Here is a 24,535-nt window from a genome sequence, read left to right on the forward strand (position 1 = left end):
GCAGCGGATGATCTTTGCAGAAGAACCCCCTGGAAGACGACCCGAATAGGGACGCCGCAGGGGGTTCTTCTTGTAGGGACTGAAGGCAGGGACTTGTTCAGGAAACCGGGTGGAGCCGCTGTAAATCAAACGGCAAGTTCCTACAACTCCTCGGTCTGATCATCCCCGGGATAGTCACGTTCGATCCCTTCGTGCAGATCTCGGTTTTCATAGCGGAAGCGGTTCGTTGGACGCTGGTCTTCACGCCAAGGAGTGCTTTTGCCCAGTGCTACAGATGCCACCGGCGATCCGTAAGGTCCTTCGGGAAATTCCTCCGGTATGGTATCGTTTCGCTGGGATTCGACCGTGGACAGATCGGTGCCCCGGTGCTCTTCTTCGATAAACCCTTCAGTCATGACAGTCCCTCCTGGGAAAAGCGGCGCAGTGCCGCGGTAATTGTTCTTTTCCCAGTTTTCCCGCAGGCTGGTTCAAATATCCGTAAAATTCACGGTGCCGACGATTTGGTACAAGAATGAACGGAGTTCTTCGGCTTCTTCTTCCCCCAGCTTAAACACATGCTCCAGATAGCCTTCCTCATCGAGATCATCGGGGCCGATAACGGCCGATTTGCCGGATTGCAGATCGATAATAAGCTTTTTGCCATAAAAACGGTTCGTGTTCAGGATGGCCAGATCAAAACGGCACATGGACGGGCTGATAAAGCAGACAAAGCGGGTCGAGGTGTCCTCGGTATGATCATATAAGAAATCGAAATCAGACATGTCCGTCACTCCATTTTCCATTTGATACTCCCGATTATAGCCGAAGGAAGGGCTGCCGTCCAAGAGAGGAGCCGTACAGATTCAAGTCGGGCCCCGGGGCTGTTGTTAGCAAACGTAAACAAATACCCATGAAAGTTTTGCCAATGCATCGGAATACGCGATAAGATGAAGCCAGGAGCAGGGAAGGATGAATCGTGTCCCCAAACTTGCATCTTGAAAGCTCTATAGCTGTGAAGGATGTCTTGCCGGAGTTGTGATTGGATTTGAAAGTGAAGAAAATGATAGGGGGAGAAGCCGTGATGACTAATAAAGTGGTGCAGAATGTACAAGTCGCCCTGCCGACCGGAATACTCTGTTCAGCTGCTGTCTGGATAAAAAATGGTAAAATCGAACGAATTGAGGAAGGGAATTCCTCCGCTCCGGTTCACATTCAGAATGAAGGTTACGAGCCGATCGACGGCGGGGGCCGGCTGCTTATCCCGGGAATGATCGATGTACATATTCATGGCGCGAGCGGCTTGGATATGATGGATGGAACTCAAGAAAGCATTCAAGCCGTATCGCTTGCCTGCGCAGCTACAGGCTGCACCCGATTTCTGGCGACTTCTGTAACTTCCGATATGGACGATCTTCTGCGCATGATCCGCAGTGTGAAAGGGGCTGCCGGACAGGAGAGAGGGGCCAGAATTGCAGGCATCCATCTGGAAGGGCCTTATTTGAATCCGAAGCGCAAAGGCATGCAGAATGAAAAGCATTTACGTCATCCGGACCTTGAGGAAATGACCCTGATTCTTAACGAAGCCGGATCGCTTGTCAAAATGGTCACGATAGCTCCAGAGCTGCCAGGGGGAATGGAGCTTATCGCCCTGCTCAAAGAACGGAATATCGTGATCGCGCTCGCGCACTCGGATGCGACTTATGAGGAGGCCAAACTGGCTTTTGCAGCCGGAGCGAGTCATGTCACTCACTGTTTCAACGGCATGCGGCCGATTCATCATCGCGATCCCGGGCTGGTTGCCGCAGCTTTTGAAGAAGAGCAGGTGAGTCTCCAGGCGATTGTGGACGGCGTACATCTTCATCCTGCGATCGTCCGGCTTATGCACAGGATCAAAGGACCGGAGGGTATGGTACTCATTACGGACGCTCTCCAGGCGATGGGGCTTGGGGACGGAACGTATGAATTCGGCGGGCATCAGGTTGCGGTTAAAGATGGCGTGGCCCGGCTGAAGGACGGGACGCTTGCTTCAAGCACGGTGACTATGAACGAAGCGCTGCGGCTGACAAATGAACTCGGAATTTCACTGGAGGACGCGGTCCGGATGGCAGCGACGACTCCCGCCGATATTCTGGGGCTATTTGAGGCGGGCAGGATCGAAGCCGGCTGTGAGGCGGATTTAGTGCTTCTTGATGAGCGGTTTCAAGTGGTCTGGACGATGATTGAAGGTGAAATGATCCACGGGTAAGCTCAGACGGGATCGGGTCCTGCTGAAATGGCTGGAGAGATGCTGCATCCGTTAACAGAAGAGCTGCATGATGGCTGGTTGGGATAGAGTTTCCTGCCGGCTTCAATATAGAATGTTTGGGGGAATGCTCGTGCAGAGAGGAATTACAGCCGAGACGCTGCTGCGTCAAGGCCAGGGCGTCTGCAACGAGGACGCCCTTATCACGCTGCCGGAGCGCAGCATGTACGGCGTCGCCGACGGCGTCTCCGGCCTGACGCCGTTCCGGGACGCGAGCGGCCGCACAGCCGGCTGCATCGCGTCAGGGCTCGTGGCGGCATGCTTCGCTGATGCCGCCGGGGATGACCTCGAGCGCATCACACTCGAGGCGAATATGCGGCTGCACGGGGTGATGGAGCGCCACGGAGTAGGCTCCGGAGATACCGGCAGCCTGTGGGGTGCCGTCCACGGCGTAGTGCGCGTGGACGAAGACCGTATCGCCTGGGTGCAGACAGGCGACTGCATGCTCTACGCCGTCTACACGGACGGCGGGGTGCGCACGCTGACACGGGACTCGGTAGAGTCCCATGATGCGCGTGCGATCGCGCTCTGGCGCCGGGATTACCCCGGCGACTGGGAGCGCGGACACCGGCCGCCGGAGGTGGACGAGGCGCTGCGGGCTAACCGTAGGCGCGCCAACCGCTCCGGCGGCTACAGCGTCGTTAACGGGGACGCTGAGCTGGCGCGGCACCTGGAGAGCGGGACGATGGCCCGCTCCGGCCTCGCGCACCTGCTGCTCGTTACCGACGGCATATACCCGTGGCGGGAGGAACATAGAGCGGACCTGGCTGAGTGGGTCCGGGGGATTGCCGCCACGGGACTCGCCTCCGCTGTAGAGGAGCTGGAGGCGTTCGAGCGGCAGGATGCGGCCTGCCGCCAAGTTGCAAGGTTCAAGCAGTCGGACGATAAAGCAGGGGTCTTGTTAACCTTTGCGCCAGAGTAAACGTCTGGGTGAAGCCGGCAAGGTTTTAATTTATGGCTGCTGCTGTTTTCCATAGGAGAAAGTTCTTATTTCAAGGCGCGTAACAATAACCCGGATTTGCTGCTTGTAACTTTAAGCTAATAATGGTACAATTTGGGTAAGTCCAGTACAGAGGAAGCACCTCTCCGCATGCTATTTCAGCATGGAGGAGAGGTGCTTTTTGCGTATCCGGGCCTATTAGATAGAGGAGGTCGCGTGGATGAATGTTATTTATTTAACGACGTTAGAGAAGCCCCTTGGAGAAGGACGCGTGAGGCAGGCCCAGTTTTTTGCAGGGGAGAAGGTTGGCATTTGGCAGGCCCTGTGGAACGAGATCCAGGCGGATGGCAAACAGGTACAAGATATCTGGTATGAGGGAGAAGTATGGAGCGAGCTGCTTGAAGCCATCAGACTGGGGCTCCAGAACAAGCTGGCGGAAGGCTACAAGCCCCTCTTGAAAGGGATCGGGGAAGAGGCCGCCGTATTATCGGCAAAGGCAGAATCGACCCAAATGCTGCATTTTTACGGAGAATGTAATGCGGATGAAGGGATTTATGAGCAGCTTCGGAGCTGGAGGCGGGAACAGTCGTTCAAAGAAGGCCGTTCCCCGTTTATTCTCGCTTCGAACCGCATGCTGCAAATGATTGCCGCTTTTTGCCCGAAATCCGTCGAAGAGCTGCTTCATATTCCCGGTTTCGGTCAGAACCGCGCCACCAAATACGGCGGCGATGTTCTTCGCATTACCAAAGATGTGCAGCGCAGCACTGATTTCCCCCTCGATTGGGTAGCGGAGCGGACAGACCGGCCGGCGTTTGATGTCTGGTTGAACCGTCAGAAAGAACGCCGTGTCCAGAAGGAGGCGGCCCGTCAGAGCGGCAAGCGCAAGCTGCTTGAAGCGATGGCGGAGGGCAGCGGGCTGGGGAAGCTTCGTGCAGAGCTTGCATTCAGTTCCCGTGAGCTGGTGGACTTGCTGGAAGAACTCGAAAGAGAGGGCTATGATGTACTCGCTTCGGTGGAGAAAGAGCTCATGAATGTTCCTGCGGATCAGCTGGCCGAAGCGGAGAAATTATTTGCCGATCTGGGAGACCGATATTTGAAACCGGTCCTGCAAGGACTCTATGGTGAGAACCTGCCGGATGCACCGACTGCGGATCAGGTTTATGAATGGCTGCGTCTGCTGCGTTTTAAAGTCCGGAAGGAGCAGGCTAATGTTCGGCAGGAACAAGCCGGGTGACGATTAACGTCTGATACAAAACGTACGTACCTCTCAGGATGCAGCACTCCTCACAAGAGGCTATCCATCTGCTTCCCTCTCCATTCCGCCCTAAGAACCCCATTAACCTGAATGGTATCATCCGCTAGTTCTTTCACAACGACAATCCCTGTCTGCGCGGTCTCTGTTATCTGGCGTCACTTCCGTCATTCTGCCTATTTTTTGTTTCTAGATACCCTCACTGTCCGGAAGATCAAAAAGAGTAAAGAACGATTGGTATGAATTGTAAATAAGAAGCCCGTTTGCTAAACTGAAGCTATAGATTTTCTAAGAGAGGGCTGTTTATGAGACAGACATTTTCAGGGGATGACCCGCAGAAGAAGGAGACCGACAGAAGACTGCATTTTACCCTTCGGATTAACTTTTTTTTCTTTGCCACCTTTCTTTTGTTTTGTGTTCTGATTGCCCGTTTATCGTATCTTCAATTTGTTGAAAGCGCTGCTTATCAGAAAGATAAAATGGATGTTATGCATGATTCAACCGTGCTTCCGCCAATCCGGGGGAATATTCTCAGCCGGGACGGCGTTGTGCTTGCGAATTCCCAGTCGATCCAGTCGCTTTATTTTCGCGTGGAGGGCGGAGTTAAGAAGGATACGCTGATTAAACAGAGTATCGAGAAGGCCCGCAGGCTTGAAAGTATCTTTGCTGAATATGGCAACCCTAACCTGCCGAAGATGACGGCAGAGGCGATTGTGAAGGCAATGGATCTGGAATATGATATCACCATGTCCAAAGAGCTTAATCCCAAGCTGCCGTATTCGGAGCCAAGACGGATTAAAGCCAATCTCACTAAAGAAGAAATAGCCTTTTTGCTCTCCAACCGGGATGAATTCCCGGGACTTGAAGTTGTGGAGGAAAGTATCCGGCAATATGATCCCCGCACCATAGCCGCCCAGCTTGTCGGATATATGAGGAAATATGATACGGCCCACAGCTTGAACTTCTATAAAAAACGGGAGGATCAGGAATATCTGCTCCGTGAAATGGTCGGTTATGACGGTCTTGAAATGATGTATCAGGATGAGCTGAGGGGTCTGCCCGGACGCAAAGTGTATCCGGTTAACGCTCAGGGCAAAATTGTAGGTAACCCTGCGATCGAGAAACCGGAGAAGGGCAAGAATCTGCGTCTGACGATTGATTCCAAGATCCAGCTGGATGCGGAGCAGGCTATTGTGGATCAGCTCAAATGGCTTCACAATCCTCCGGCCGGCTATGGCAAATTTGCCGCTCCCTATGCCCGTTCCGGTTACGCGGTAGCGATGGAGGTCGATACGGGCAAGGTGGTAGCGATGGCTTCGATGCCGGATTACGACACGAATATCTGGTCTGACGGAGTATACTCACCAGAGGAGCAGGCGGCAACGGAGAATTTCGTCAATAATGGAGCCATTCGCAATGCTCCGGCGAATTTTCCGAAAGATCAGCAGAAGAAGCATCCGTCCTCACTCGTTTACCTCGGCTCCACTATTAAACCGCTGACCGTTTTGGTCGGTTTGAAGGAAAGATTATTGTCGACGGGCAGCACTTTTTACGATGGCGGTTCCTTCTCGTTCGGTAAAGATAACAGTACGATCAGCAACTCGGATGGGGCAAGTTACGGCTCCCTATCGCCGACAAGAGCGATTCAAGTATCTTCGAACACGTTTATGTCAGCCAAGATCGGAATTCCTTTCTATAACAAATACCAGAAAAAATCCGGCGAAGCCTGGGAGAAGCATCTGGCAGAATTCGGACTTGGCGTGGTGACGGGCAGCGGTTTGCCATGGGAATACGACGGGATGTCCGAGATTGATGCGGCTGCCAAAACAAGCAGTTATCAATCTGCCATGGTCTATGCTTCCTGGGGGCAGAACGGGAAGTACACCACCCTCCAGCTTACGCAATACGCAGCTACTCTGGCAAGCCGCGGCAAACGCATGAAGCCTCAGTTTGTGGAGCAGATGCTAAGCGATAAAGGCGAAGTGGTTCAGGATTACAAGCCTGAAGTCCTTAACGAGATAGATCTGCCGGATTCGTATTGGAACACGGTCATTAACGGAATGAAGAGCGGGGCGGAGGGCATTGACAAACTGCCTTATGCCGTCGCACGCAAGACAGGGACATCCACGCAGCAAGTTTCGGGCGGTCATATCGACAACGCCGTCTTTATTGCCTTCGCCCCGGAGAAAGATCCCAAGCTTGCTGTCGCAGTCATTGTTCCGGAGGGAGGATTCGGTAAGTATGGGGCTGCCCCGATCGCATCCAAAATCTTCGAATCCTACGACCAGCATATCGGCGGTCTCAGCGGACCCAGGAAATAAGAAGCTTACACGGACTGACTTAGACCAACCGGCATCTTCTGCTGCCTAAGCGTTGTGGTGCGCTCCTGCATAAATCCAAACAGCCGCGCTGTTAGTGCTCCCACCGGGAACAATAACAGCGCGGCTGTTTAGGCGTATATCGGTATCTGGTCCATGGTCAGATCCAGCCTTTTTTACGGAATAGAATAAACATGCATAAGCCGAGAATGCCCATTAAGCCGAAAATATAAATGTCTGCGTGCGGAATCTCCAGGATGCCGAGAACATTCGTAAAATTCATCCCGAACAGGCCGGTAACGAAGGTGAGCGGCATAAAGATGGTGGTCAATGCGGTAAAGATTCTCATAATTTCGTTGGCCCGGTTGGCTACGCTGGCCTGATAGGCTTCCCGCAAGTTGCCCATCAGATCGCGCAGGGTATCGAAGGTATCGACGATTTTAACCGCATTATCATGAATATCATCAAAATACTTCTGCAGCTGGTTATCGATCAGCCGAAGCTCCTTGCGGTTCAAGGTGGCGACGACATCACGCTGGGGAACCAGCATTTTCTTGAGCCACAGAATTTCCCCGCGGAGTCCGATAATCTCATTCAGATGAGTTTTCTTTGTATTCATCAGAATATCTTCTTCGAGCTTCTCGATTTTATCTTCGATCCGGTCACCTACGCTGACATAATTATCAATCACCAGGTCGACCAGATGGTATAGAAAACGGTCCGGACTGTTCACTTCTTCGTTCCACAGCTGAGGTTTGATAGCGCGAAGCTCCTGGATTTTCTGTCTGGTTACGGTGATGATGTAATGCTTGCCTAAAAATATATTGAGGGCGCGCAAGAAAATTTCTTCGTCATCGAACCGGATACTGTTCAAAACGATAAAATAGTGCGTATCGTAAATTTCAAGCGCAGGCCGCTGTTCTTCTTCACTTAAACAGTCTTCGACAGCCAGATCATGCAGGTGGAAAAGGGGCTGGAGCAGCACCAGATCATCCACGTCCGCATCGATCCAATAAAAGCCGGACTCGGGTGGTGTCAGCGTCTCATGAATATCTTCCACCATTGTAAAATCGCCTTTCTGTACCAGGCGTGTTTTCATCCGTTTCACCTCTTGGAGCGAAACAGCTCAGAGCACACCTGTCCACAGGAGTCCTAAGGAAACCTACGGATGCTGGAGTGCCGGCTGCGCTTCGCTGTATTTGATTTTGTAAGGCTTTGCCTCATTCCGTTGCCACTTCCGAAGCTGCACCTTCTCGGTCGGTCCCCGTCCATCCGTATGTTTCCCCCCTTTATTATTCCGTGTCGAACACTTGTCTAGTATATACCTACAAATTCCCCGATTCAAGCAGGAACTCCCGGGAATTTATCGCTTTAAAAGTGTTCATTTATCGTATGCGTCAAGCTTTTTATGGTGAAAGGCGCAAAGCTGGATTTCCCCTTTATTTTTACAGGGCTTGTTAGATTATGGAGAAAATTTATTCGTAAAAGCCTTGACTTTTACCCGGCAGCCTTTAAGATAGAAGATAACTGAATAAACTTTCTTATCAAGAGTAGGTGGAGGGACTGGCCCGATGATACCCGGCAACCGACATTGTATCCCCGAGGAACAATGCACGGTGCTAATTCTTGCGGGAGCTGCTTGTGCAGCTTCTGGGAGATGAGAGAGAGCATGTTTGCATAAGGATGAACAGGCCTTTCTCAACTTTTTTGAGAAGGCCTTTTTATTTTCTTTCCAAGGAGGAACGACAGATGCCTATTAAAATTCCCGATAATCTTCCAGCAAAAGAAGTGTTGACCCATGAGAATATTTTTGCCATGGATGAGACCGTCGCTTACCACCAGGACATCCGCCCGCTGCGGATTGTCATTCTCAATCTCATGCCGACTAAGGAAACCACGGAGACGCAGCTGCTTCGTCTGCTCTCCAATACGGCACTGCAAGTCGAATTCGTTCTGCTCCATCCCAAGACCCATACTTCCAAAAACACTTCTCCGGAGCACTTGGAGATGTTCTATAAAACATTCGAAGATATTCGTGACGAGAAATTCGACGGGATGATCATTACGGGGGCCCCGGTCGAACAGATGGAATTCGAAGATGTCCACTATTGGGAGGAACTCAAGGAAATTATGGATTGGTCCTCCGATAACGTGACTTCGACGCTTCATATCTGCTGGGCTTCCCAGGCCGGTCTTTACCACCATTTCGATATTCCTAAATATTCGGTGGACAAAAAGCTGTTCGGCGTCTTCCCTCATACAATCAGCGAGGAGAACGTGGAGCTGCTCAGAGGGTTCGACGAAGTCTTCTTCGTCCCGCAATCCCGGCATACCGAAGTACGCCGCGAAGATATTGAAAAAGACGACCGGCTGATTATTTTGTCCGAGTCGGATGAAGCGGGAATTTACATTGTGTCAACGAAAGACGGCAAGCAAATTTTCGTGACGGGGCACTCCGAATATGATCCGCTGACTCTGAAATGGGAATATGAGCGGGATGTAAACAAAGGGATGGACGTTGAAATTCCCCGAAATTATTACCCGGGCAACGATCCAAGCAAAAAGCCGCGCATCACGTGGCGGGCCCATGCCAACCTGCTGTTTTCCAACTGGCTGAACTATTATGTCTACCAGGAAACGCCATATGATCTGAATGCGGGAAGAGAGCTCAGCGCACTTAGTGCCTGTCTATAGATACCTTATATATTGGAGGAGAGAAGCCTGTGAATATCGAGAGTCGTTTGGCGCAAATCGGTTCAGTATCTGAACCCGTTACAGGGGCGGTAAGTTTCCCGGTATATCAAGCAACTGCATTTCGTCACCCTAAACTAGGAGAAAGTACGGGATTTGATTATGCGCGAACCAAGAGCCCCACGCGTAAAGTGCTGGAGGACGCAATAGCGGATCTGGAATCGGGCGATGCCGGATTTGCCTGTTCGTCCGGAATGGCTGCGCTGCAGACGATTTTTACCCTATTCAGCCAAGGAGATCATCTAATCGTTTCTCTTGATCTATACGGGGGCACTTACCGGCTGCTTGAGCAAATTATGTCCCGCTTTGGCGTAAGCGCTTCTTACGTGGATACCAATGATGTGGAAGCGCTGGAAGAGGCCTATCTGCCGAATACGAAGGCTGTGCTGATCGAAACTCCTACGAATCCCCTTATGATGGTGACCGACCTGGAACTGGTCTGCAGCTGGGCGAAGAGTAAGAACGTGCTGACTATTGTGGACAACACGCTGCTTACACCTTATCTGCAGCGCCCTATCGAGCTGGGTGCCGACATCGTTATCCACAGTGCAAGCAAATACCTGGGCGGCCATAACGATGTTCTCGCAGGGCTGATCGTAACCAAAGGACAGGAATTGTCCGAACAAATGGCCTTCCTGCATAATTCCATCGGAGCGGTGCTCGGGCCGCAGGACAGCTGGCTGCTTATGCGCGGCATGAAGACGCTGGCGCTGCGCATGGAGCGTCATGAGCAGAATGCGACGGCGATCGCGCTATACCTCGATGAGCATCCGCTCGTTGCGGAAGTTTTCTATCCGGGACTGGAATCCCACCCGGGTCATGCCGTGCAGAAGAAGCAATCATCCGGCAACACGGGGATCTTCTCCTTTAAAATGAAAGATGCCCGCCTGATCGAGCCGATTCTGCGTCATGTCAAGCTGATCGCTTTCGCGGAAAGCCTCGGCGGTGTCGAGTCTCTCATGACGTATCCCGCGGTTCAGACGCATGCGGACATTCCGCTTGAAATCCGGGAGAAGGTCGGCGTGGATGACCGGCTGCTCCGCTTCTCTGTAGGCATCGAGCATGTGGATGATCTGATAACCGATCTGGCTCAAGCGATAGAGAAAGCGCAGGCGGAGCTGGACGGAGGTGCCGGGGCATGACGGACGAACGCGGATTCGGCACCAAGCTTCTTCACTTCGGCGGAGAAATCGATAAGACTACTGGGGCTTCCAGCACGCCGATCTACCAGGCCTCTACGTTCCATCACTTCTCGCTGGATAACCCGCCGCAGTTTGACTATTCCCGCTCCGGCAATCCGACGCGTCAAGCGCTGGAAAATTACATAAACGTGCTGGAAGGAGGCGCGCGCGGATTTGCTTTTGCATCGGGCATGGCGGCGATTTCGTCCGCGTTCTTCCTCTTGTCGAGCGGAGATCACGTCATCTGTACGGAAGACGTATATGGAGGTACCTACCGGCTGTTGACCGCTATTCTCACAAGGATGAATATAGAGACGACATTCGTGGATATGACCGATCCGGAGAAGGTGAAGGCGGCACTGAAGCCGAATACGGCAGCGGTCTTCCTGGAGACGCCTTCGAACCCTACGCTCAAAATTACCGATATCGCGGTTATTTGCAGCTGGGCGAAGGAGAACGGGCTGCTCACGATGCTCGACAACACGTTCATGACGCCGTACTATCAGCGTCCGATTGAACTCGGTGTCGATATCGTGCTGCACAGTGCGACCAAGTTCCTCGGCGGGCACAGCGATGTGCTCGCAGGGCTCGCCGTTGTCGCAAGCGACACTCTCGGAGACCGGATGAAGCAGATCCAGAACGGTCTCGGCAATGTACTCGGGCCGCAGGACAGCTGGCTGCTCATGCGCGGCATGAAGACGCTGAAGACGCGGATGGAAGCGCACGAGCTGAATGCCCGGCGCCTGGCCGAGTGGCTGAGCAGCCATCCGGCGGTCGAGCGGGTCTATTACCCCGGGCTGCCGGGTCATCCGGGCCGTGAGATTCACGAGAAGCAGTCGCGCGGCTACGGCGCGGTCGTATCGTTCGACGTAGGTGGCGGCGATCGTGCGAAGAAGCTGCTCGGAGCCGTGAGCATTCCGCTGGTAGCGGTGAGCCTCGGCGCGGTGGAGAGCATTCTGTCCTATCCTGCGATGATGTCCCATGCGGCCATGCCTCTGGAGGTCCGGCTGGAACGCGGCATCACCGATGGGCTGGTCCGATACTCGGTCGGCCTGGAAGATATCGACGACATTTTGGGAGATCTGGATACGGCTTTGCGGCAGTTGTAAAGATCCTCAAGGGGAGAAGCCACAGGGCTGCTCTATAAAATAAAGGAAAAAGTCTCCGGGCTGGTTGCCGGAGACTTTTTTGTGCTGTATATCTTATTTCTTGGAAGAGCTGGATTTGGAGGAAGAAGAGGAACCGCTGCTCGATGAACTGGAAGAGCTGCCGGAGGAACTGCTCTTGCTTGAACTTCCGGAGGAGCTGTAGCTTCCGGAGGAGCCGGAACCGCTGCTCTTGCTGGAGCTTCCTGAAGAACTGGAACCACTGCTCTTGCTTGAGCTTGAGCTGCCTGTTGAGCTCGAACCGCTGCTCTTGGAAGAGCCGCTTCCGGAAGAAGCGGAACTGCTGCCGGAGCTGCTTTTGGACGGAGCTGCCGTAGGGCTCGACTTGGTTGTGAATGAACCGGAACCGCTTGAAGTCGTCGGCGGTTTGGCGGTTGCTCCGGTCGCCGGGCTCTTCTCTTTGGCGGAGCCGGAAGCTTTGCCGGAAGGGCTGGAAGCAGGTTTTGAGCTTGGAGAACTGTTCGGAGCCGAATCCTTCTTGGACTTAAATGCGCCGGTGCCGCTTGAAGTGGTGGGCGCCTTTGCCCCGGGTGCCGGTGAAGATGAAGCAGCCGGCTTAGTTGCCGTCTTGGCTGCAGACGTATTAGTTGTATTATTTTTGTAGGAGTTATATTTTTTCTTCTTTGCCGTGTCCTCCATGATATCATCCAGAAGATCGGCGGCAATAAATCCCGCGAGCAAGGCACCTGCTTCATCGAAGTTATCATGAACATACTCGTAAGTATCTACCTCGACATCCGATCCGTCTTCCCCTTGTGTGATCGTGATGATCTCATCTTGATACACCAGCACCATTTTCTCTTCGGATACAGGGCTGATCTCTTTAGGGGCTTTTTCGGACTGGAGTGCGCCGGCAACTTCGGATACTTTTAATTGTGGGGCGTGGTAGGTGGTGGAAAGACTATTGTCCGCACCTTCTGTTTTTACCAGCTCATACTGATTTTGTACATACTTGGCAGGATCGGGAAGAATAGAGATAATGCCGTACAGAATCCACACTAGAAAACCAAGAGTGACTAGGGTCGCTATAGAACTTTTTGCATATTTAGACATACAGTCCGGACCTCACGGATGCGTATCCATCCCATGTCTGACGAGTGCAATCATAACCCATTTTATTCATTTTATTCTGACCACCTTATTAAAAAATAGCTTCAAAATAGTTCTTAATTTACACTATATTTGAATAATAAGGTAATGCGCAAGAACTTTAATAATTTTATTCATCAAGGCTTATTGATAGCGGGCCCATGGTGGCAGGATCAGGTGCAGCATGGCCGACGCACGCAATTTCCGTAGCAGGATCATCTGGCGTATGTTACAATGGGATAAAGTTTATTTTTTTATGTAATTTTTTTCACATAGTATAGGAATGCCGCGGGCGGATATGCGCTGACAGGCTAGTTTTCGCACACGGAAAGACAGAGAGGAGTGAATGCGATGAACCCGATTGACCGCATTCTGGACAAATCGCTAGCCGGTGAACGCATAGATCTAGAGGATTGTGTGACGCTGCTTGAATCAAATGAAATTGAAAAGATGGGGCATACCGCTAATAAAATTATGCTGAAGCACCATCCTGAGCCTATTACGACCTTTGTAATCGGAAGAAACATTAATTATACGAACGTCTGTGACGTGTATTGCAGATTCTGTGCTTTCTATAGAAGACCCGGCTCCACGGAAGGATATGTGCTTACCAATGAGGATATCTTCCGCAAAATCCAGGAGACACTGGACGTAGGCGGTACGGAAATTCTGATGCAGGGCGGTACGAACCCTGACCTGCCATTCAGCTATTACACGAATTTGCTGCGCGAAATCAAGCAGCGTTTTGATATTACCATGCATTCTTTCTCCCCGGCCGAGATTTGGAAAATGAAGGATGTATCGGAAGGCCTCTCTCTGGAAGAGGTTATCCGCGATCTGCGTGATGCCGGGCTGGATTCTCTTCCGGGAGGAGGAGCTGAAATTCTGGATGACCGCATCCGTATGAAAATCAGCAAGAAGAAAGGTTCCTGGCGCGATTGGATGGATGCTATGGAAACCGCTCATCGCCTCGGTATGAGCACGTCCGCTACCATGGTGTACGGTTTTGGTGAAACGATGGAAGAGCGTGCCCTTCACTTACAGCGTATCCGGGACGCCCAGGACAAATGCATTCAGAACGGATATGATTCCAAAGGCTTCCTGGCGATGATTCTGTGGCCGGTACAGCCGGACAATACGAACCTGAATGTCGAGAAAAGCAAGCCGGAAGAATATTTGAAAATGCTTGCCATCAGCCGCATCATGCTGGACAATATTCCGAACTTCCAGTCTTCTTGGGTAACCATGGGACCTGAGATCGGCCGCCAGTCGCTGCATTATGGCTGCAATGACTTCGGCAGCACGATGATCGAGGAGAACGTAGTGTCGGCAGCGGGTACGACGCACAAAGTTAACATCGGCTCGACCCTCGATATGATCCGCCAAGCCGGTAAAATCCCGGCTCAGCGCAATACACGCTATGATATTCTGCGCGTGTTCGATAATGAGAACGAGAAGATCGAGAAAGACTTCGTTATGCAGAACTAACCAATCTGGCAGATGCAGCGAATCATATAGGAACAACAAAAAAACCGGAATCCGCCTCAGGCGATTCCGGTTTTTCTGCTGCATCCGGGGCTAAGCCGGCAAGCGCCTCCGCCCGATCAATTCAGGGACGGAGCAGCCGCACATGGAAGGACAGCTTGCTGCCGCTGCTCTCCGCCCATATCCGGCCGCCGTGAGCCTCCGCAATGCTGCGGGCGATAGACAGGCCCAGACCAGAGCCTCCGGTCTCTGAGGAGCGCGCGGTATCCATCCGGTAGAAGCGCTCGAACATCTGGTCAAGCCGGGATGAATCCGGCACTTCTGTGAGGTTGGTGACCGTAACCCGGATGGGACGGCCTTCCGTTTGTTCCTCCCGGAAGGTGATTTCAATAGTGCTAGGACTCCGGCTGTACTTGACGGCATTAGTCAGCAGGTTCTCGAATACCCGGATCATCTGGTCCGCATCAATGGAGACGAAGTATTTCTCCGCCGGGATAGACAGTTGGATCGTTAAATGGTTCTGCTCGGCCAGACCGACATACTCCTCGGTTAGTTGGTGGAGTAGATCATTCAGGCAGACGGTCGTTTTGACTAAAGGCACTCCCTTGCTGGACATCCGCGTAAATTCAAACAGCTCTTCAATGAGCAGTTTTAACTTCTCCGCACGCCCGTAGGCAAGCTGGGTATAGTGTTCGGCCTGCTGGGGATTCTGATAATCGCGGTCTTTCAGCAGCCTGAGATAGCCGATGATGATAGTCAGCGGAGTCCGCAGGTCATGAGAGACGTTGGTGATCAGCTCCGTCTTCAGCCGCTGTGCTTTGCGCTCTTCCTCAATCGATAGCTGCAGCTCGTTCGCCATCGTGTTCATATGGCCTGCAAGCGCTCCAAGCTCATCCCGGCTCCGCTCCTTAACCCGGTAGTCGAGGTTGCCGCGCGACATCTGAACCAGTCCGTGCGCCAATTCTTCCAGATAGCGGATTTTACGCCGGGTAACCCAATAGAACAGCAGAATGAATATAATGACGGCGGCAAAAATAGAGACGGTTCCTGATTTTTTGGCAAGGGGGACAGATGGGCCTGCCGGATAGACCGTATGAGTCTTCATTACCACAAAAGCTTCTGTCCCGTTAAGTTCAAACGGGTACATGGCCGTGAGGCCCTGCAGGGTCAGATTGACGTTACGGGACTGCGATTCTACAGAGCCTGCGATCAGCTGCGCCAAATTAAACCGGGTCTCAGGGCTGGACAAAGACCGGTGCAGAACTTCTCCGTCGTGATCGATAATATAGAAATTACTTTTCATTCTTTGCGCGTGATCGTTCAGAATCTGTTCAATTTCCTCGTTCTTCAGCGGGTGGATTAAATCGCCGGGAGGTTTAGCCCCGGTACCCGGCTTGCCCTGCCCCGCTCCGCTCTCCGGCCGGGCAGCAGGGTTGTTCTGCAGCAGCTCCAGGACATACGCGATGTTGTAGACCTCGTACTTGGCATCCTTTACATCCATCGAATAGTTGGTTTCCGCGTCACGCAGCGGCTTGGTCAGATCGTGGATGTAGCGGCCGGCAAAGATAGAGGCTGTCATGCACAAAATAAAAGCCAGGATCAACTGAAGCTGCAGGCTCCGGGTCAGGCTGTTCCTGAACAGAACAGCGGCATGGACAGATCCTTTGAGAAGCAGGCTTCCTATGCGGTTCAAACCATTACGATTCAATTTTGTATCCTACTCCCCAGACCGTCTTAATAAATTTCGGCTGACGCGGATTACTCTCGATTTTCTCACGGATTTTACGGATATGAACCATAACAGTATTGTCCGATTCAAAATAAGGATTGTTCCAGACCGATTCGTAGATGCGCTCGGTACTAAAGACGATTCCGCGGTTACGGGCCAGCATTTCCAGAATAGAGAACTCGCGAGGCGTTAATTTGACCTCCCGTCCTTCCGCATAAACCTCGTGAGTAGCAGTGTCGATGATCAGGTCATCGAGCTCGATTCGGCTCGGGGGCGTTTCGCCGGGTATGGGAGCGTTTAATCTTTTATAGCGGCGAAGTTGAGATTTGACTCTTGCCAGCAGTTCAAGCGGATTGAACGGCTTCGTCAAATAATCGTCCGCACCTGTGGTCAATCCGAGAATTTTATCCATATCCTCGCTTTTGGCGGATAACATAATGATGGGCATGTTCTTTGCTTTGCGGATTTCCAGGCAGGCCTCCAGGCCGTTCATATTCGGCATCATAATATCCAGCAGGATCAGATCAATTTCCGTGGTTTTCAGCACTTCAAGAGCTTCCAGGCCGTCACCGGCCGAAACCGTCAAATAGCCCTCGTTCGTCAAATAAATTCCGATGAGCTCCACAATTTCTTTCTCATTATCTACAATGAGGATCGTTTCATTTCTCATTCCAGGTTCTCCTTTAAGCAGGCATGCTTTATGTAATCCGTTAATTAGGACAGTAACACGGTCTTAAGAGCCAGGCAACGGCTTATTCAGCCCAGGCCCCGCCCCGGTCAAAAGAATTGGAGCAGGACTGGCCATTATCCATCAGGTCCGCCTACAGCAGTATAGGAAAAGAATCTTAATACTAGCATGCACAATTTCTTAAGGAATGCTTAAGAATCCGCTGCCAGCAGCGGAAGGATGCCTGCGCCGGAAACCTGTCCAAGAGTTGGTTGTATATCCGCCATCTGCGGGCCATATACTTTTAGAAGGAATCCACCGTCAGGAAGGAGTGAGCCCATGTCATTCGTTACGTTTGTTTTCAGCAACTCCGCTGCTTTTGATATTATGGCGCTTCAGCACAGGCTGGACAGCAGGCTGACGCCTTTTCAAAGCAAGCATCTGCATATAAGCACGACCCTCGATCACTTGAAGGACAGCACGGAGCTTCACATACATGTCGAGCAGGCAGGCAAACAGCACGTGAAGAAGGATGTCCTTCTGGAAGCGGCAGCTGAAGCCTGTGCGGAGCAAATTGTGGAAGTTGAAGAAGAGAAACTGATCCGCAGGCTTCTCGTACATAGCTTTAACTATGAGGATGAGGCCGAAATTAAGCAAATCGGGCGTTATTGCAGCCAGTTCTTGAACGGGGAAGCGACGGCGGGGAGCGAAGGGGATCCGGAGACTTACGCAGACATGCTTACGTGGGAGCAGGGGGACGGGGTGCAACTGCGGAGAAGCAAAATAAGTGAGCCGCTGGCGGCCTATCTGAAGGAAACTCCCATAATTAATTTACCGGGATTTATTGCATTTCGTCTCCAGGCGTATACCGAGGAGATTAGAGAAGTGATTGAATACGCGATTGATGAATACGTCATGGACCGGCAGTATCAGGAATTCATATCGCTGCTTCAATATTTCGTCTATATTCAGGAAACGAAAACCGAAGCGGCGCATTTGATACATAAGGGCGGGGCGGAGTTTATCATTCTGGACGAACATATGAAGCCGATTGATACGGATAAGCTGGAATCTTCGTTCACGCTGGAAATGCTTGAGAAGGATATCAGCTTTGAAGATATGATTGTGAGTACGTTGATTTCGGTCTCTCCCGCAACTATTTATATCCATACCTCGGAGCCGGATTTGCCGGTCATTCGCACGATTACGCAAATTTTCGAGTCCCGGACTTCCATCTGCTCGTATTGCAGCGTATGCCGCGCCCTGCTTGCCGGCAATTCCCATTCGGGCCCGGTGATTCCCTTGACCTGAGCAGGTAATCGCCTTATAATTGTTATTCAAAGGCACTGACCGAAGATACGGACTGCCAGTAAAGCTGCTCTAGAGAATGGGGACCCGGCTGCAAGCCCCTGCAGATTTACGGCATGTTTACCCCTTCGAGAGCCGCGGAGCGGAACCTGTACGGTTGACAGTCCTGAGCGAATGCTCATGACCGGATGTACAGAAGTATGTTTACGCCGATTCATTCCCGTTACCGGATGCTGAATGAGGATTCAGTCCCGCTGCAACGAAGCAGCGGCGACGAATCGAATTAGGGTGGAACCACGAGCCAAGCGCACTCGTCCCTTCGGGATGTGTGTGCTTTTTTGCGCTTTTTTCTAATAGCTGCGACTTATTTATTCCAAACCATATCGCCCAAGGAGGCTGACTACACATGATGAAATTGACTTTTCCAGACGGTGCCGTCAAAGAATACGCGCCGGGCACTACAGTGGAGCAGATAGCGGAATCTATCTCCTCCGGTCTTAGAAAAAATGCCGTCATCGGCGTTGTGAACGGCCAGCAGGTTGATCTTAACCGTCCGATCGAAGGGGATGCCGATCTTAAGATCGTTACCCTGGATTCGGAAGAAGGCGTAGAAGTGCTGCGTCACAGTACCGCCCACTTGATGGCACAGGCGATCAAACGCCTCTATGGCGAGAAAGCCGTTAAACTCGGAATCGGACCGGTTATTGAGGACGGGTTCTACTACGACATTGACATTGAGAATCCGCTCACTCCAGAGGATCTGGGCAAGATCGAGAAGGAAATGTCCCGCATCGTGTCCGAGAATCTGCCTATTACACGTAGAGTGGTCAGCCGGGAGGAGGCTATTTCCATTTTCGAGAAAATGGAAGACCCGCTGAAGCTGGAGCTGATCCGGGACCTGCCGGAGGATTCCGTTCTGACGATCTATGATCAGGGCGAATTTTTTGACCTGTGCCGCGGTCCTCACCTGCCTTCTACCGGCAAGATCAAAGCGTTCAAACTGCTCAGCGTAGCTGGGGCATACTGGCGCGGGGATTCCAAGAATAAAATGCTGCAGCGCATCTACGGCACGGCTTTCCCTAAGAAAGCGGAGCTTGATGAGCATTTGCACCTGCTGGAAGAAGCGAAGAAGCGCGACCATCGTAAGCTGGGCAAGGAGCTCAAAATGTTCACCTTCTCCAAAGAAGTTGGACAAGGTCTGCCGATCTGGCTGCCTGCCGGTGCTAAAGTGCGCCGCATTATGGAGCGCTACATCGTCGATCTGGAAGAGCGTCTGGGCTACCAGCATGTGTATACCCCTGTGCTCGCTAACGTAGAGCTCTACAAAACCAGCGGACACTGGGAGCACTACCAGGAGGACATGTTCCCCAAAATGGTGCTAGATAACGAAGAACTCGTGCTTCGCCCGATGAACTGCCCGCACCATATGATGGTGTATAAAAGCGACATGCGCAGCTATCGCGAGCTGCCTGTACGGATCGCGGAGCTTGGCACGATGCACCGCTACGAAATGTCCGGCGCCCTGACAGGCCTTCACCGCGTACGCGCGATGACGCTGAACGATGCGCATATCTTCTGCCGTCCGGATCAGATCAAGGAAGAGTTTGCCCGCGTCATCAACTTGATTCGTCATGTGTATGAAGATTTCGGAATCAACGATTACCGGTTCCGTCTATCCTACCGCGATCCGAAGGATACCGAGAAGTATTTCCAGAACGATGAGATGTGGGAAATGTCGCAGCGTATGCTGCGTGAGGTTGTGGAAGAGATGAATCTTCCGTTCTACGAAGCGGAAGGGGAAGCCGCTTTCTACGGACCGAAGCTCGATGTCCAGATCCGTACCGCACTCAAGAAGGAAGAGACGCTGTCCACTGTACAGCTGGACTTCCTGCTGCCGGAACGCTTCGAGCTTGAGTATATCGGCGAAGATGGCCAGAAGCACCGTCCGGTCGTTATTCACCGCGGTATCATCTCGACAATGGAGCGTATGACCGCCTTCTTGCTTGAGAATTATGCTGGCGCTCTGCCGACTTGGCTGATGCCGGTTCAGGCCAAAGTAATTCCGGTTTCGCCTTCTTATGAGGCTTACGCGAATGACGTGACGGAGAAGCTCCTGCTTGCCGGAATACGTGCTGAAGCCGATAACCGTAATGAGAAGCTCGGCTACAAGATCCGTGAAGCTCAGCTGGAGAAAATGCCTTACATGCTCGTCGTGGGAGAGAATGAGATGAACTCCGGCTCACTGTCTGTCCGCAAACGCGGTGAAGGTGATCTGGGTGTGCACAGTCTGGCTCATGTTGTCGGCCTCATTCAGCAGGATATCGCCAATAAATCCAAAGTGGCATCTACGGAAGAGTAAGGCTTTTATAAGAATCGAATAAAAGAACGTCAAAAAGGAGAACCTGAGGGTTCTCCTTTTTATATGGGAGGAGAGAGAATAGACGGTTCTAGACAAGATCCTATACAAAGGTTATAATCAACTTACTAAAAGTAATTAAATAAATTTTATATAACAATATAGCCAAAAGGAAGGACGGTACTAAAATGCCTGTTATACACCCTGAAACTCATATCGGGTACGTACAGATTAAAGTAAGCCATTTAGCTGAATCGGTTGCTTTTTACCGGGATGTAATCGGACTGAAAGTACTCGGACAGAACGCTTCAACAGCTGAAATGAGCGCGGACGGAAAGAGCCCTCTCGTTATTCTGGAGGAAGTGCCCGGTGCCGTCCGGATACCGGAAAGAAGCGCGGCAGGTCTGTATCATTTTGCTATTCTTTTGCCCAGCCGCAAAGAATTGGGTTTTGCACTCCGTCATCTGGCGGAGCACCGCGTCCCGATCGGGCAGGGGGATCATCTTGTCAGTGAAGCGCTTTACTTGAACGATCCGGACGGGAACGGAATTGAAATTTACGCAGACCGGCCGCGCGATACGTGGCAGAAGGATAAAAGTGGTCATTACATTATGGCGACAGATCCTGTAGACTGGGAGAGTCTCCTGGCACTGGCAGGAGATGAAGCATGGAGCGGAATGCCGGCTGGTGCCGTAATCGGCCATGTGCATTTTCATGTGGGGGATTTGAAAGAAGCGGAGCGTTTCTACTGTGAGCTGCTCGGCTTTGAAATCACACTGCGCTTCGGGCCATCGGCTCTGTTCATAGCGGCTGGCGGGTATCATCACCATATCGGCCTGAATACATGGGCGGGTTCCGGTGTCCGGCCTGCCCCTGCCAACGGGACCGGCTTGCGCTGGTTCACTCTGGTGCTGCCTGACGAAGGCGAACTAAAGCGGGTGATTGGCCTTCTGCAACAAAATGGGATTGTTGTAGAAGAGCGGCCTGACGGTTTCTTCGTACAGGACCCCTGGCAGATCGGTATTGTATTAACGGTCTAGGCTCTTAAGGAAAAGCTGGGACGGGGCTCAAGTGAGAGTACCACTCTGCCTGAGATCCCGCTTAATGGCTTTAGAATATGCGATCACACACAAAAAAATCGGCCGGGCATTCGCCACAGCCGATTTTTAATTTTTTTACATCGAGATGTCGTTCGATTTATCCTGCTTCTTATCCCAGTAGCGTTTGACGGCCGGGATGCTGCCGATACCTACAGAGATAATGAAGGCTGCGGCAAGGGCAATCATAACAACCAGGTAGCCGGATGTAATAATGATAGAGCCCAGACCGATTTCGGTTAGTCCGATTACAACGGCCAGAACGATAATGACCGGTTGAACGAAGCCTTTCAGCGGATTGCTCGGAGAAATCATACGCTCTGCGAAGCCGGCAAGTACAATGCCGATGCACACGATGATCACAACCAGGATCACTTTAGGAAGCATAACCATCAGAGCGGCAAAGGTTGTGGATATAAAGCCCAAGTCGAGTACATTGGTGGCCTCGACAAGGAAGAAACCGAAGACGAATACGGCAATCAGGGTCCCGATCCATTTGGTAAGCGGGAAAGCCGGTGTAGAAGCATTGGCAGAAACTGCGCCCTGCATACCCATCTCCGAACCGGTTGCCGCGGCTTTGCGGCGGAAAGCCGGCATAAGATCATTTACTTTACGGTCGAGGCCCATAGGAGACAGAACCGTAATGATCAGGTTGCGGACGATTTTGGCGAGAATGTAGCCCAAGTACAGCAGGAAGGCTGCAACGAGGATTTTCGGAATCCAAGCCATTACCAGGTTCAAGATATTCTGAGCCGGCATGCGGATCGATTCGATCTGCAGCAAGTTCAGCGCTTGGACCGCGATTGGGAACAAGATCAGGAAGTATACAACGCTGTATACAAACTGCGATGCATTCAAGCTGTCTCCGATCCAGCGCTGAAGATTAGCCGAAGCCGTCAGCGTGGAAGCCAGACGAGCGACGAATTTGGCGATCAGATGTCCGATAATAATCAGAATCGCAGCACCTGCAAGCAGAGGCAGATAGCTGATGATCAAATTAATAACGGAAGAGATCGGTTCCGAAATAGCCGGAATCTGCAGTGTCTTCAGAATCGTTGGCGCGAAGAGCAGAATGACGATGGCATAAGCAATCGTGCCGGCTACTTCACGGTAATGGACAAGCGCAGGCATTTTACTCTTAATCGTATGAGAACCGAAGAAGCCGGATACGATACTTTTGAGCATGGTGCCGAGAATATGAGCGACTGCTGCCAGCAGGGCCGCAGCCAGTAAATGCGGTATGTAAGACGTAATACTTCCAATGAATCCGACAAACGGGTTCAAGACATTGCTGAAATTCAGCATTTCAAGAACAATCAGCAGCGTAATGAGAATAAGGAAATATTTTAGTACCTGTGAAATAATACGGCTGATTGAACTGTCTGGAGGGAAGAACTTTCTGCCTCTCGCATCGACATTTGATTTAAGCAGACCTTTATATACAGCTTTAGAGACAGCGTTCGCTATCCAGAGACCAATGATCAGAACAAGGATGGCTCCAATAAGCCGCCAAATGGAGTCTCCATTAAGCATAAATAAGTTCCAATCGTCCCAATTTCTAACGTTCATTCGACCATCCGCCTTTCAATTTGAGTTCTGTGATGATTTTGCTCTCCAAGTATTTACCCCGCTACTTGCAAATTAAACAGCCTGATCTATCCCCCTGTTATTACCATTTATTAAGCCGAATAGATTCGTGAGCAGACGGATAACCTGACCTTGACAAGTTTTTCCAATGTTTAGACTTTCTCGAAATTGGACAAACTCATATATTAGGGGGAGGTATTTAAATCTATGTTGCCTGATTCAAGCAATCAATCCAAATGGTTCAGTATGGTTATGATGTTGAACATCGCTATCGTTTTAAGCGGCCAAGATCAAACAAGTCTGACGGGAATAAAAGATGTTGCGGCCATCAAGGAAACACTCGCTCCCGTAGTAACAGAATTAACACAACGCCCGCTTGAAGAAGCCAAGGCTGAACCTGATAAACCAGAAGCGGATAAGCCAGAACCTGAGACCAAAGAGGTTCGTGCTGCTTCCAGTGAAGCAAAAAAAGTAAGCTACAAGCTGTCGCCTGACGGCAGCCAGGATTTAGCCCAGTACAAGGCCGTCGAAGTTGTTGCGACCGGTTACTACTCCGGAATCGAGTCCACCGGTAAGAACCCGGGCCATCCCGGATACGGCATTACGAAGTCGGGTATGAAGGTTAAGCGTGATGAGCATTCCTTGTCTACGATCGCCGCCGATCCTAAAGTATTTCCGATTGGCACGGTTCTCTATATTCCGGGTTACGGATATGGGATTGTAGCGGATACCGGAAGTGCCATTAAGGGGAAGAAGATTGACCTCTACTACGAAACAAAAGACCAGATATACAAAGAATGGGGCAAGAAGAAAGTGAATGTCTTTGTGGTCAAACAAGGAAGCGGCAAAGTGACCCAAGTTATCTGGAATCAGCTTGTCCAAGAAATTTTCCGTCAGAATCCCGTCGATACACCTGAGGCTTAATCGCATCGCATATAGACAACAAGCGCCTGCAAATCTGCAGGCGCTTGTTTTTGCGAAGTGCAGCTTAAAGCTATCCATGATAAAACCCTTTTTTAGGAGAATGATCCTGAATATGTAGTTTTATCTATTCGCCATCCAGTCCATATTATATAGAAGAAAAAAATCAGAATGCGCTTAATTCCTAACGACAGGAAGCTATTTCCTTCATAGCCTGGCGCCTTCCGGCAAACCCTACTAATGAAATGCGGGAGGTGAACGACATGGCCAAGAACAAACAGAACAAGCCGAATAAGAAAGCGGCACAGCAAACCGAATTCTCAACCGAAGTAGCAGTGCCGAGCAGCCAGCAGGCAAAAGACGGGCAAAACCTGAATAACAACCAATAAGCACAGAACAACTGAATG

The 24,535-nt window shown here is 51.4% G+C and carries 20 protein-coding genes and 1 riboswitch; of the genes, 13 read left to right on the top strand and 7 right to left on the bottom strand.

Annotated elements, in window-relative coordinates; all coding sequences use genetic code 11:
* Window positions 1–140: 140 nt before the first annotated feature.
* Complete coding sequence (locus tag EDM21_RS05480) at window positions 141–395, bottom strand: hypothetical protein (protein ID WP_157333586.1); 255 nt, start codon at window positions 393–395, stop codon at window positions 141–143.
* A 72-nt stretch (window positions 396–467) separates the two neighbouring features.
* Window positions 468–761 (bottom strand): DUF3055 domain-containing protein, encoded by a 294-nt coding sequence (locus EDM21_RS05485; RefSeq protein WP_157333872.1) that lies wholly within the window; start codon window positions 759–761, stop codon window positions 468–470.
* 299 nt (window positions 762–1,060) lie between these two features.
* Between EDM21_RS05485 and nagA the strand changes: the two genes are divergently transcribed.
* From nagA to EDM21_RS05505, 4 genes are all read left to right on the top strand, one after another.
* Window positions 1,061–2,224, top strand: coding sequence for an N-acetylglucosamine-6-phosphate deacetylase (nagA, locus tag EDM21_RS05490; RefSeq protein ID WP_157333874.1), 1,164 nt, complete (start codon window positions 1,061–1,063; stop codon window positions 2,222–2,224).
* Between the two features lie 130 nt (window positions 2,225–2,354).
* Entirely contained in the window at window positions 2,355–3,203 is an 849-nt protein-coding gene (locus EDM21_RS05495) for a protein phosphatase 2C domain-containing protein (protein WP_338043933.1), read from the top strand.
* Window positions 3,204–3,441: 238 nt separating this feature from the next.
* Window positions 3,442–4,455 carry an HRDC domain-containing protein gene (locus EDM21_RS05500; protein WP_157333589.1) on the top strand — a complete coding sequence of 338 codons (1,014 nt, stop codon included), beginning with the start codon at window positions 3,442–3,444 and terminating at the stop codon, window positions 4,453–4,455.
* A gap of 323 nt (window positions 4,456–4,778) precedes the next feature.
* Window positions 4,779–6,794, top strand: a complete 2,016-nt coding sequence (locus tag EDM21_RS05505; RefSeq protein WP_157333591.1) for a peptidoglycan D,D-transpeptidase FtsI family protein — start codon at window positions 4,779–4,781, stop codon at window positions 6,792–6,794.
* Window positions 6,795–6,951: 157 nt separating this feature from the next.
* On the opposite strand, the gene corA is transcribed toward EDM21_RS05505, so the two are convergent.
* The gene (gene corA / locus EDM21_RS05510) at window positions 6,952–7,890 is read right to left on the bottom strand and encodes a magnesium/cobalt transporter CorA (protein ID WP_157333593.1); all 939 of its coding nucleotides are present in this window, start codon (window positions 7,888–7,890) and stop codon (window positions 6,952–6,954) included.
* 439 nt (window positions 7,891–8,329) lie between these two features.
* Window positions 8,330–8,455, top strand: a riboswitch (SAM riboswitch).
* 85 nt (window positions 8,456–8,540) lie between these two features.
* Here corA and metA point away from each other — a divergent pair.
* From metA to EDM21_RS05525, 3 genes are read left to right on the top strand one after another with little or no spacing between them, the layout of a single operon-like run.
* The gene (gene metA, locus EDM21_RS05515) at window positions 8,541–9,485 is read left to right on the top strand and encodes a homoserine O-acetyltransferase MetA (RefSeq protein WP_157333595.1); all 945 of its coding nucleotides are present in this window, start codon (window positions 8,541–8,543) and stop codon (window positions 9,483–9,485) included.
* Between the two features lie 29 nt (window positions 9,486–9,514).
* Window positions 9,515–10,684 carry an aminotransferase class I/II-fold pyridoxal phosphate-dependent enzyme gene (locus tag EDM21_RS05520; protein ID WP_166541837.1) on the top strand — a complete coding sequence of 390 codons (1,170 nt, stop codon included), beginning with the start codon at window positions 9,515–9,517 and terminating at the stop codon, window positions 10,682–10,684.
* Window positions 10,681–11,832 (top strand): trans-sulfuration enzyme family protein, encoded by a 1,152-nt coding sequence (locus EDM21_RS05525; RefSeq protein ID WP_157333597.1) that lies wholly within the window; start codon window positions 10,681–10,683, stop codon window positions 11,830–11,832. Before EDM21_RS05520 ends, EDM21_RS05525 begins: the two co-directional genes overlap by 4 nt.
* A gap of 93 nt (window positions 11,833–11,925) precedes the next feature.
* On the opposite strand, the gene EDM21_RS05530 is transcribed toward EDM21_RS05525, so the two are convergent.
* Window positions 11,926–12,942, bottom strand: coding sequence for a hypothetical protein (locus tag EDM21_RS05530; RefSeq protein WP_157333599.1), 1,017 nt, complete (start codon window positions 12,940–12,942; stop codon window positions 11,926–11,928).
* Between the two features lie 387 nt (window positions 12,943–13,329).
* Here EDM21_RS05530 and mqnC point away from each other — a divergent pair, with 387 nt between their 5' ends.
* Window positions 13,330–14,466: a cyclic dehypoxanthinyl futalosine synthase gene (gene mqnC / locus EDM21_RS05535; protein WP_157333601.1), complete on the top strand. Its 1,137-nt coding sequence runs from the start codon at window positions 13,330–13,332 to the stop codon at window positions 14,464–14,466.
* Window positions 14,467–14,587: 121 nt separating this feature from the next.
* On the opposite strand, the gene EDM21_RS05540 is transcribed toward mqnC, so the two are convergent.
* Both EDM21_RS05540 and EDM21_RS05545 read right to left on the bottom strand, forming a co-directional pair.
* Complete coding sequence (locus EDM21_RS05540; RefSeq protein ID WP_235918039.1) at window positions 14,588–16,171, bottom strand: sensor histidine kinase; 1,584 nt, start codon at window positions 16,169–16,171, stop codon at window positions 14,588–14,590.
* Window positions 16,161–16,862 carry a response regulator transcription factor gene (locus EDM21_RS05545; RefSeq protein ID WP_068773337.1) on the bottom strand — a complete coding sequence of 234 codons (702 nt, stop codon included), beginning with the start codon at window positions 16,860–16,862 and terminating at the stop codon, window positions 16,161–16,163. The genes EDM21_RS05540 and EDM21_RS05545 overlap by 11 nt, the downstream gene beginning before the upstream one ends.
* A 336-nt stretch (window positions 16,863–17,198) precedes the next feature.
* On the opposite strand from EDM21_RS05545, the gene ytxC reads away from it, so the two are divergent.
* The 3 genes from ytxC (at window position 17,199) to EDM21_RS05560 (ending at window position 21,563) form a co-directional block, all read left to right on the top strand.
* Window positions 17,199–18,170 carry a putative sporulation protein YtxC gene (ytxC, locus tag EDM21_RS05550; protein ID WP_157333603.1) on the top strand — a complete coding sequence of 324 codons (972 nt, stop codon included), beginning with the start codon at window positions 17,199–17,201 and terminating at the stop codon, window positions 18,168–18,170.
* 403 nt (window positions 18,171–18,573) lie between these two features.
* A complete protein-coding gene (gene thrS, locus EDM21_RS05555; RefSeq protein WP_157333605.1) occupies window positions 18,574–20,526 on the top strand; it encodes a threonine--tRNA ligase in 1,953 nt (650 codons plus the stop codon).
* 185 nt (window positions 20,527–20,711) lie between these two features.
* Window positions 20,712–21,563 (top strand): VOC family protein, encoded by an 852-nt coding sequence (locus EDM21_RS05560; protein ID WP_157333607.1) that lies wholly within the window; start codon window positions 20,712–20,714, stop codon window positions 21,561–21,563.
* 135 nt (window positions 21,564–21,698) lie between these two features.
* Here EDM21_RS05560 and EDM21_RS05565 read toward each other — a convergent pair whose 3' ends face one another.
* Window positions 21,699–23,189 carry a mechanosensitive ion channel gene (locus EDM21_RS05565; protein WP_157333609.1) on the bottom strand — a complete coding sequence of 497 codons (1,491 nt, stop codon included), beginning with the start codon at window positions 23,187–23,189 and terminating at the stop codon, window positions 21,699–21,701.
* A gap of 225 nt (window positions 23,190–23,414) precedes the next feature.
* Between EDM21_RS05565 and EDM21_RS05570 the strand changes: the two genes are divergently transcribed.
* A complete protein-coding gene (locus EDM21_RS05570; RefSeq protein ID WP_157333611.1) occupies window positions 23,415–24,131 on the top strand; it encodes a 3D domain-containing protein in 717 nt (238 codons plus the stop codon).
* A gap of 260 nt (window positions 24,132–24,391) precedes the next feature.
* Entirely contained in the window at window positions 24,392–24,517 is a 126-nt protein-coding gene (locus EDM21_RS25195) for a hypothetical protein (RefSeq protein ID WP_268893053.1), read from the top strand.
* The last annotated feature ends 18 nt before the right edge of the window (window positions 24,518–24,535 follow it).

It is taken from the genome of Paenibacillus lutrae (assembly GCF_009757775.1).
In the GTDB taxonomy this organism is placed as follows: domain Bacteria; phylum Bacillota; class Bacilli; order Paenibacillales; family NBRC-103111; genus Paenibacillus_F; species Paenibacillus_F lutrae.

Excerpts from the sequence above, each read along its gene's own strand:
- EDM21_RS05480 (WP_157333586.1), bottom strand. The coding sequence starts at position 395 with ATGACTGAAGGGTTTATCGAAGAAGAGCACCGGGGCACCGATCTGTCC.
- EDM21_RS05485 (WP_157333872.1), bottom strand. The coding sequence starts at position 761 with ATGTCTGATTTCGATTTCTTATATGATCATACCGAGGACACCTCGACC.
- nagA (WP_157333874.1), top strand. The coding sequence starts at position 1,061 with ATGACTAATAAAGTGGTGCAGAATGTACAAGTCGCCCTGCCGACCGGA.
- EDM21_RS05500 (WP_157333589.1), top strand. The coding sequence starts at position 3,442 with ATGAATGTTATTTATTTAACGACGTTAGAGAAGCCCCTTGGAGAAGGA.
- EDM21_RS05505 (WP_157333591.1), top strand. The coding sequence starts at position 4,779 with ATGAGACAGACATTTTCAGGGGATGACCCGCAGAAGAAGGAGACCGAC.
- corA (WP_157333593.1), bottom strand. The coding sequence starts at position 7,890 with ATGAAAACACGCCTGGTACAGAAAGGCGATTTTACAATGGTGGAAGAT.
- metA (WP_157333595.1), top strand. The coding sequence starts at position 8,541 with ATGCCTATTAAAATTCCCGATAATCTTCCAGCAAAAGAAGTGTTGACC.
- EDM21_RS05525 (WP_157333597.1), top strand. The coding sequence starts at position 10,681 with ATGACGGACGAACGCGGATTCGGCACCAAGCTTCTTCACTTCGGCGGA.
- EDM21_RS05530 (WP_157333599.1), bottom strand. The coding sequence starts at position 12,942 with ATGTCTAAATATGCAAAAAGTTCTATAGCGACCCTAGTCACTCTTGGT.
- mqnC (WP_157333601.1), top strand. The coding sequence starts at position 13,330 with ATGAACCCGATTGACCGCATTCTGGACAAATCGCTAGCCGGTGAACGC.
- EDM21_RS05545 (WP_068773337.1), bottom strand. The coding sequence starts at position 16,862 with ATGAGAAATGAAACGATCCTCATTGTAGATAATGAGAAAGAAATTGTG.
- ytxC (WP_157333603.1), top strand. The coding sequence starts at position 17,199 with ATGTCATTCGTTACGTTTGTTTTCAGCAACTCCGCTGCTTTTGATATT.
- thrS (WP_157333605.1), top strand. The coding sequence starts at position 18,574 with ATGATGAAATTGACTTTTCCAGACGGTGCCGTCAAAGAATACGCGCCG.
- EDM21_RS05560 (WP_157333607.1), top strand. The coding sequence starts at position 20,712 with ATGCCTGTTATACACCCTGAAACTCATATCGGGTACGTACAGATTAAA.
- EDM21_RS05565 (WP_157333609.1), bottom strand. The coding sequence starts at position 23,189 with ATGAACGTTAGAAATTGGGACGATTGGAACTTATTTATGCTTAATGGA.
- EDM21_RS05570 (WP_157333611.1), top strand. The coding sequence starts at position 23,415 with ATGTTGCCTGATTCAAGCAATCAATCCAAATGGTTCAGTATGGTTATG.
- EDM21_RS25195 (WP_268893053.1), top strand. The coding sequence starts at position 24,392 with ATGGCCAAGAACAAACAGAACAAGCCGAATAAGAAAGCGGCACAGCAA.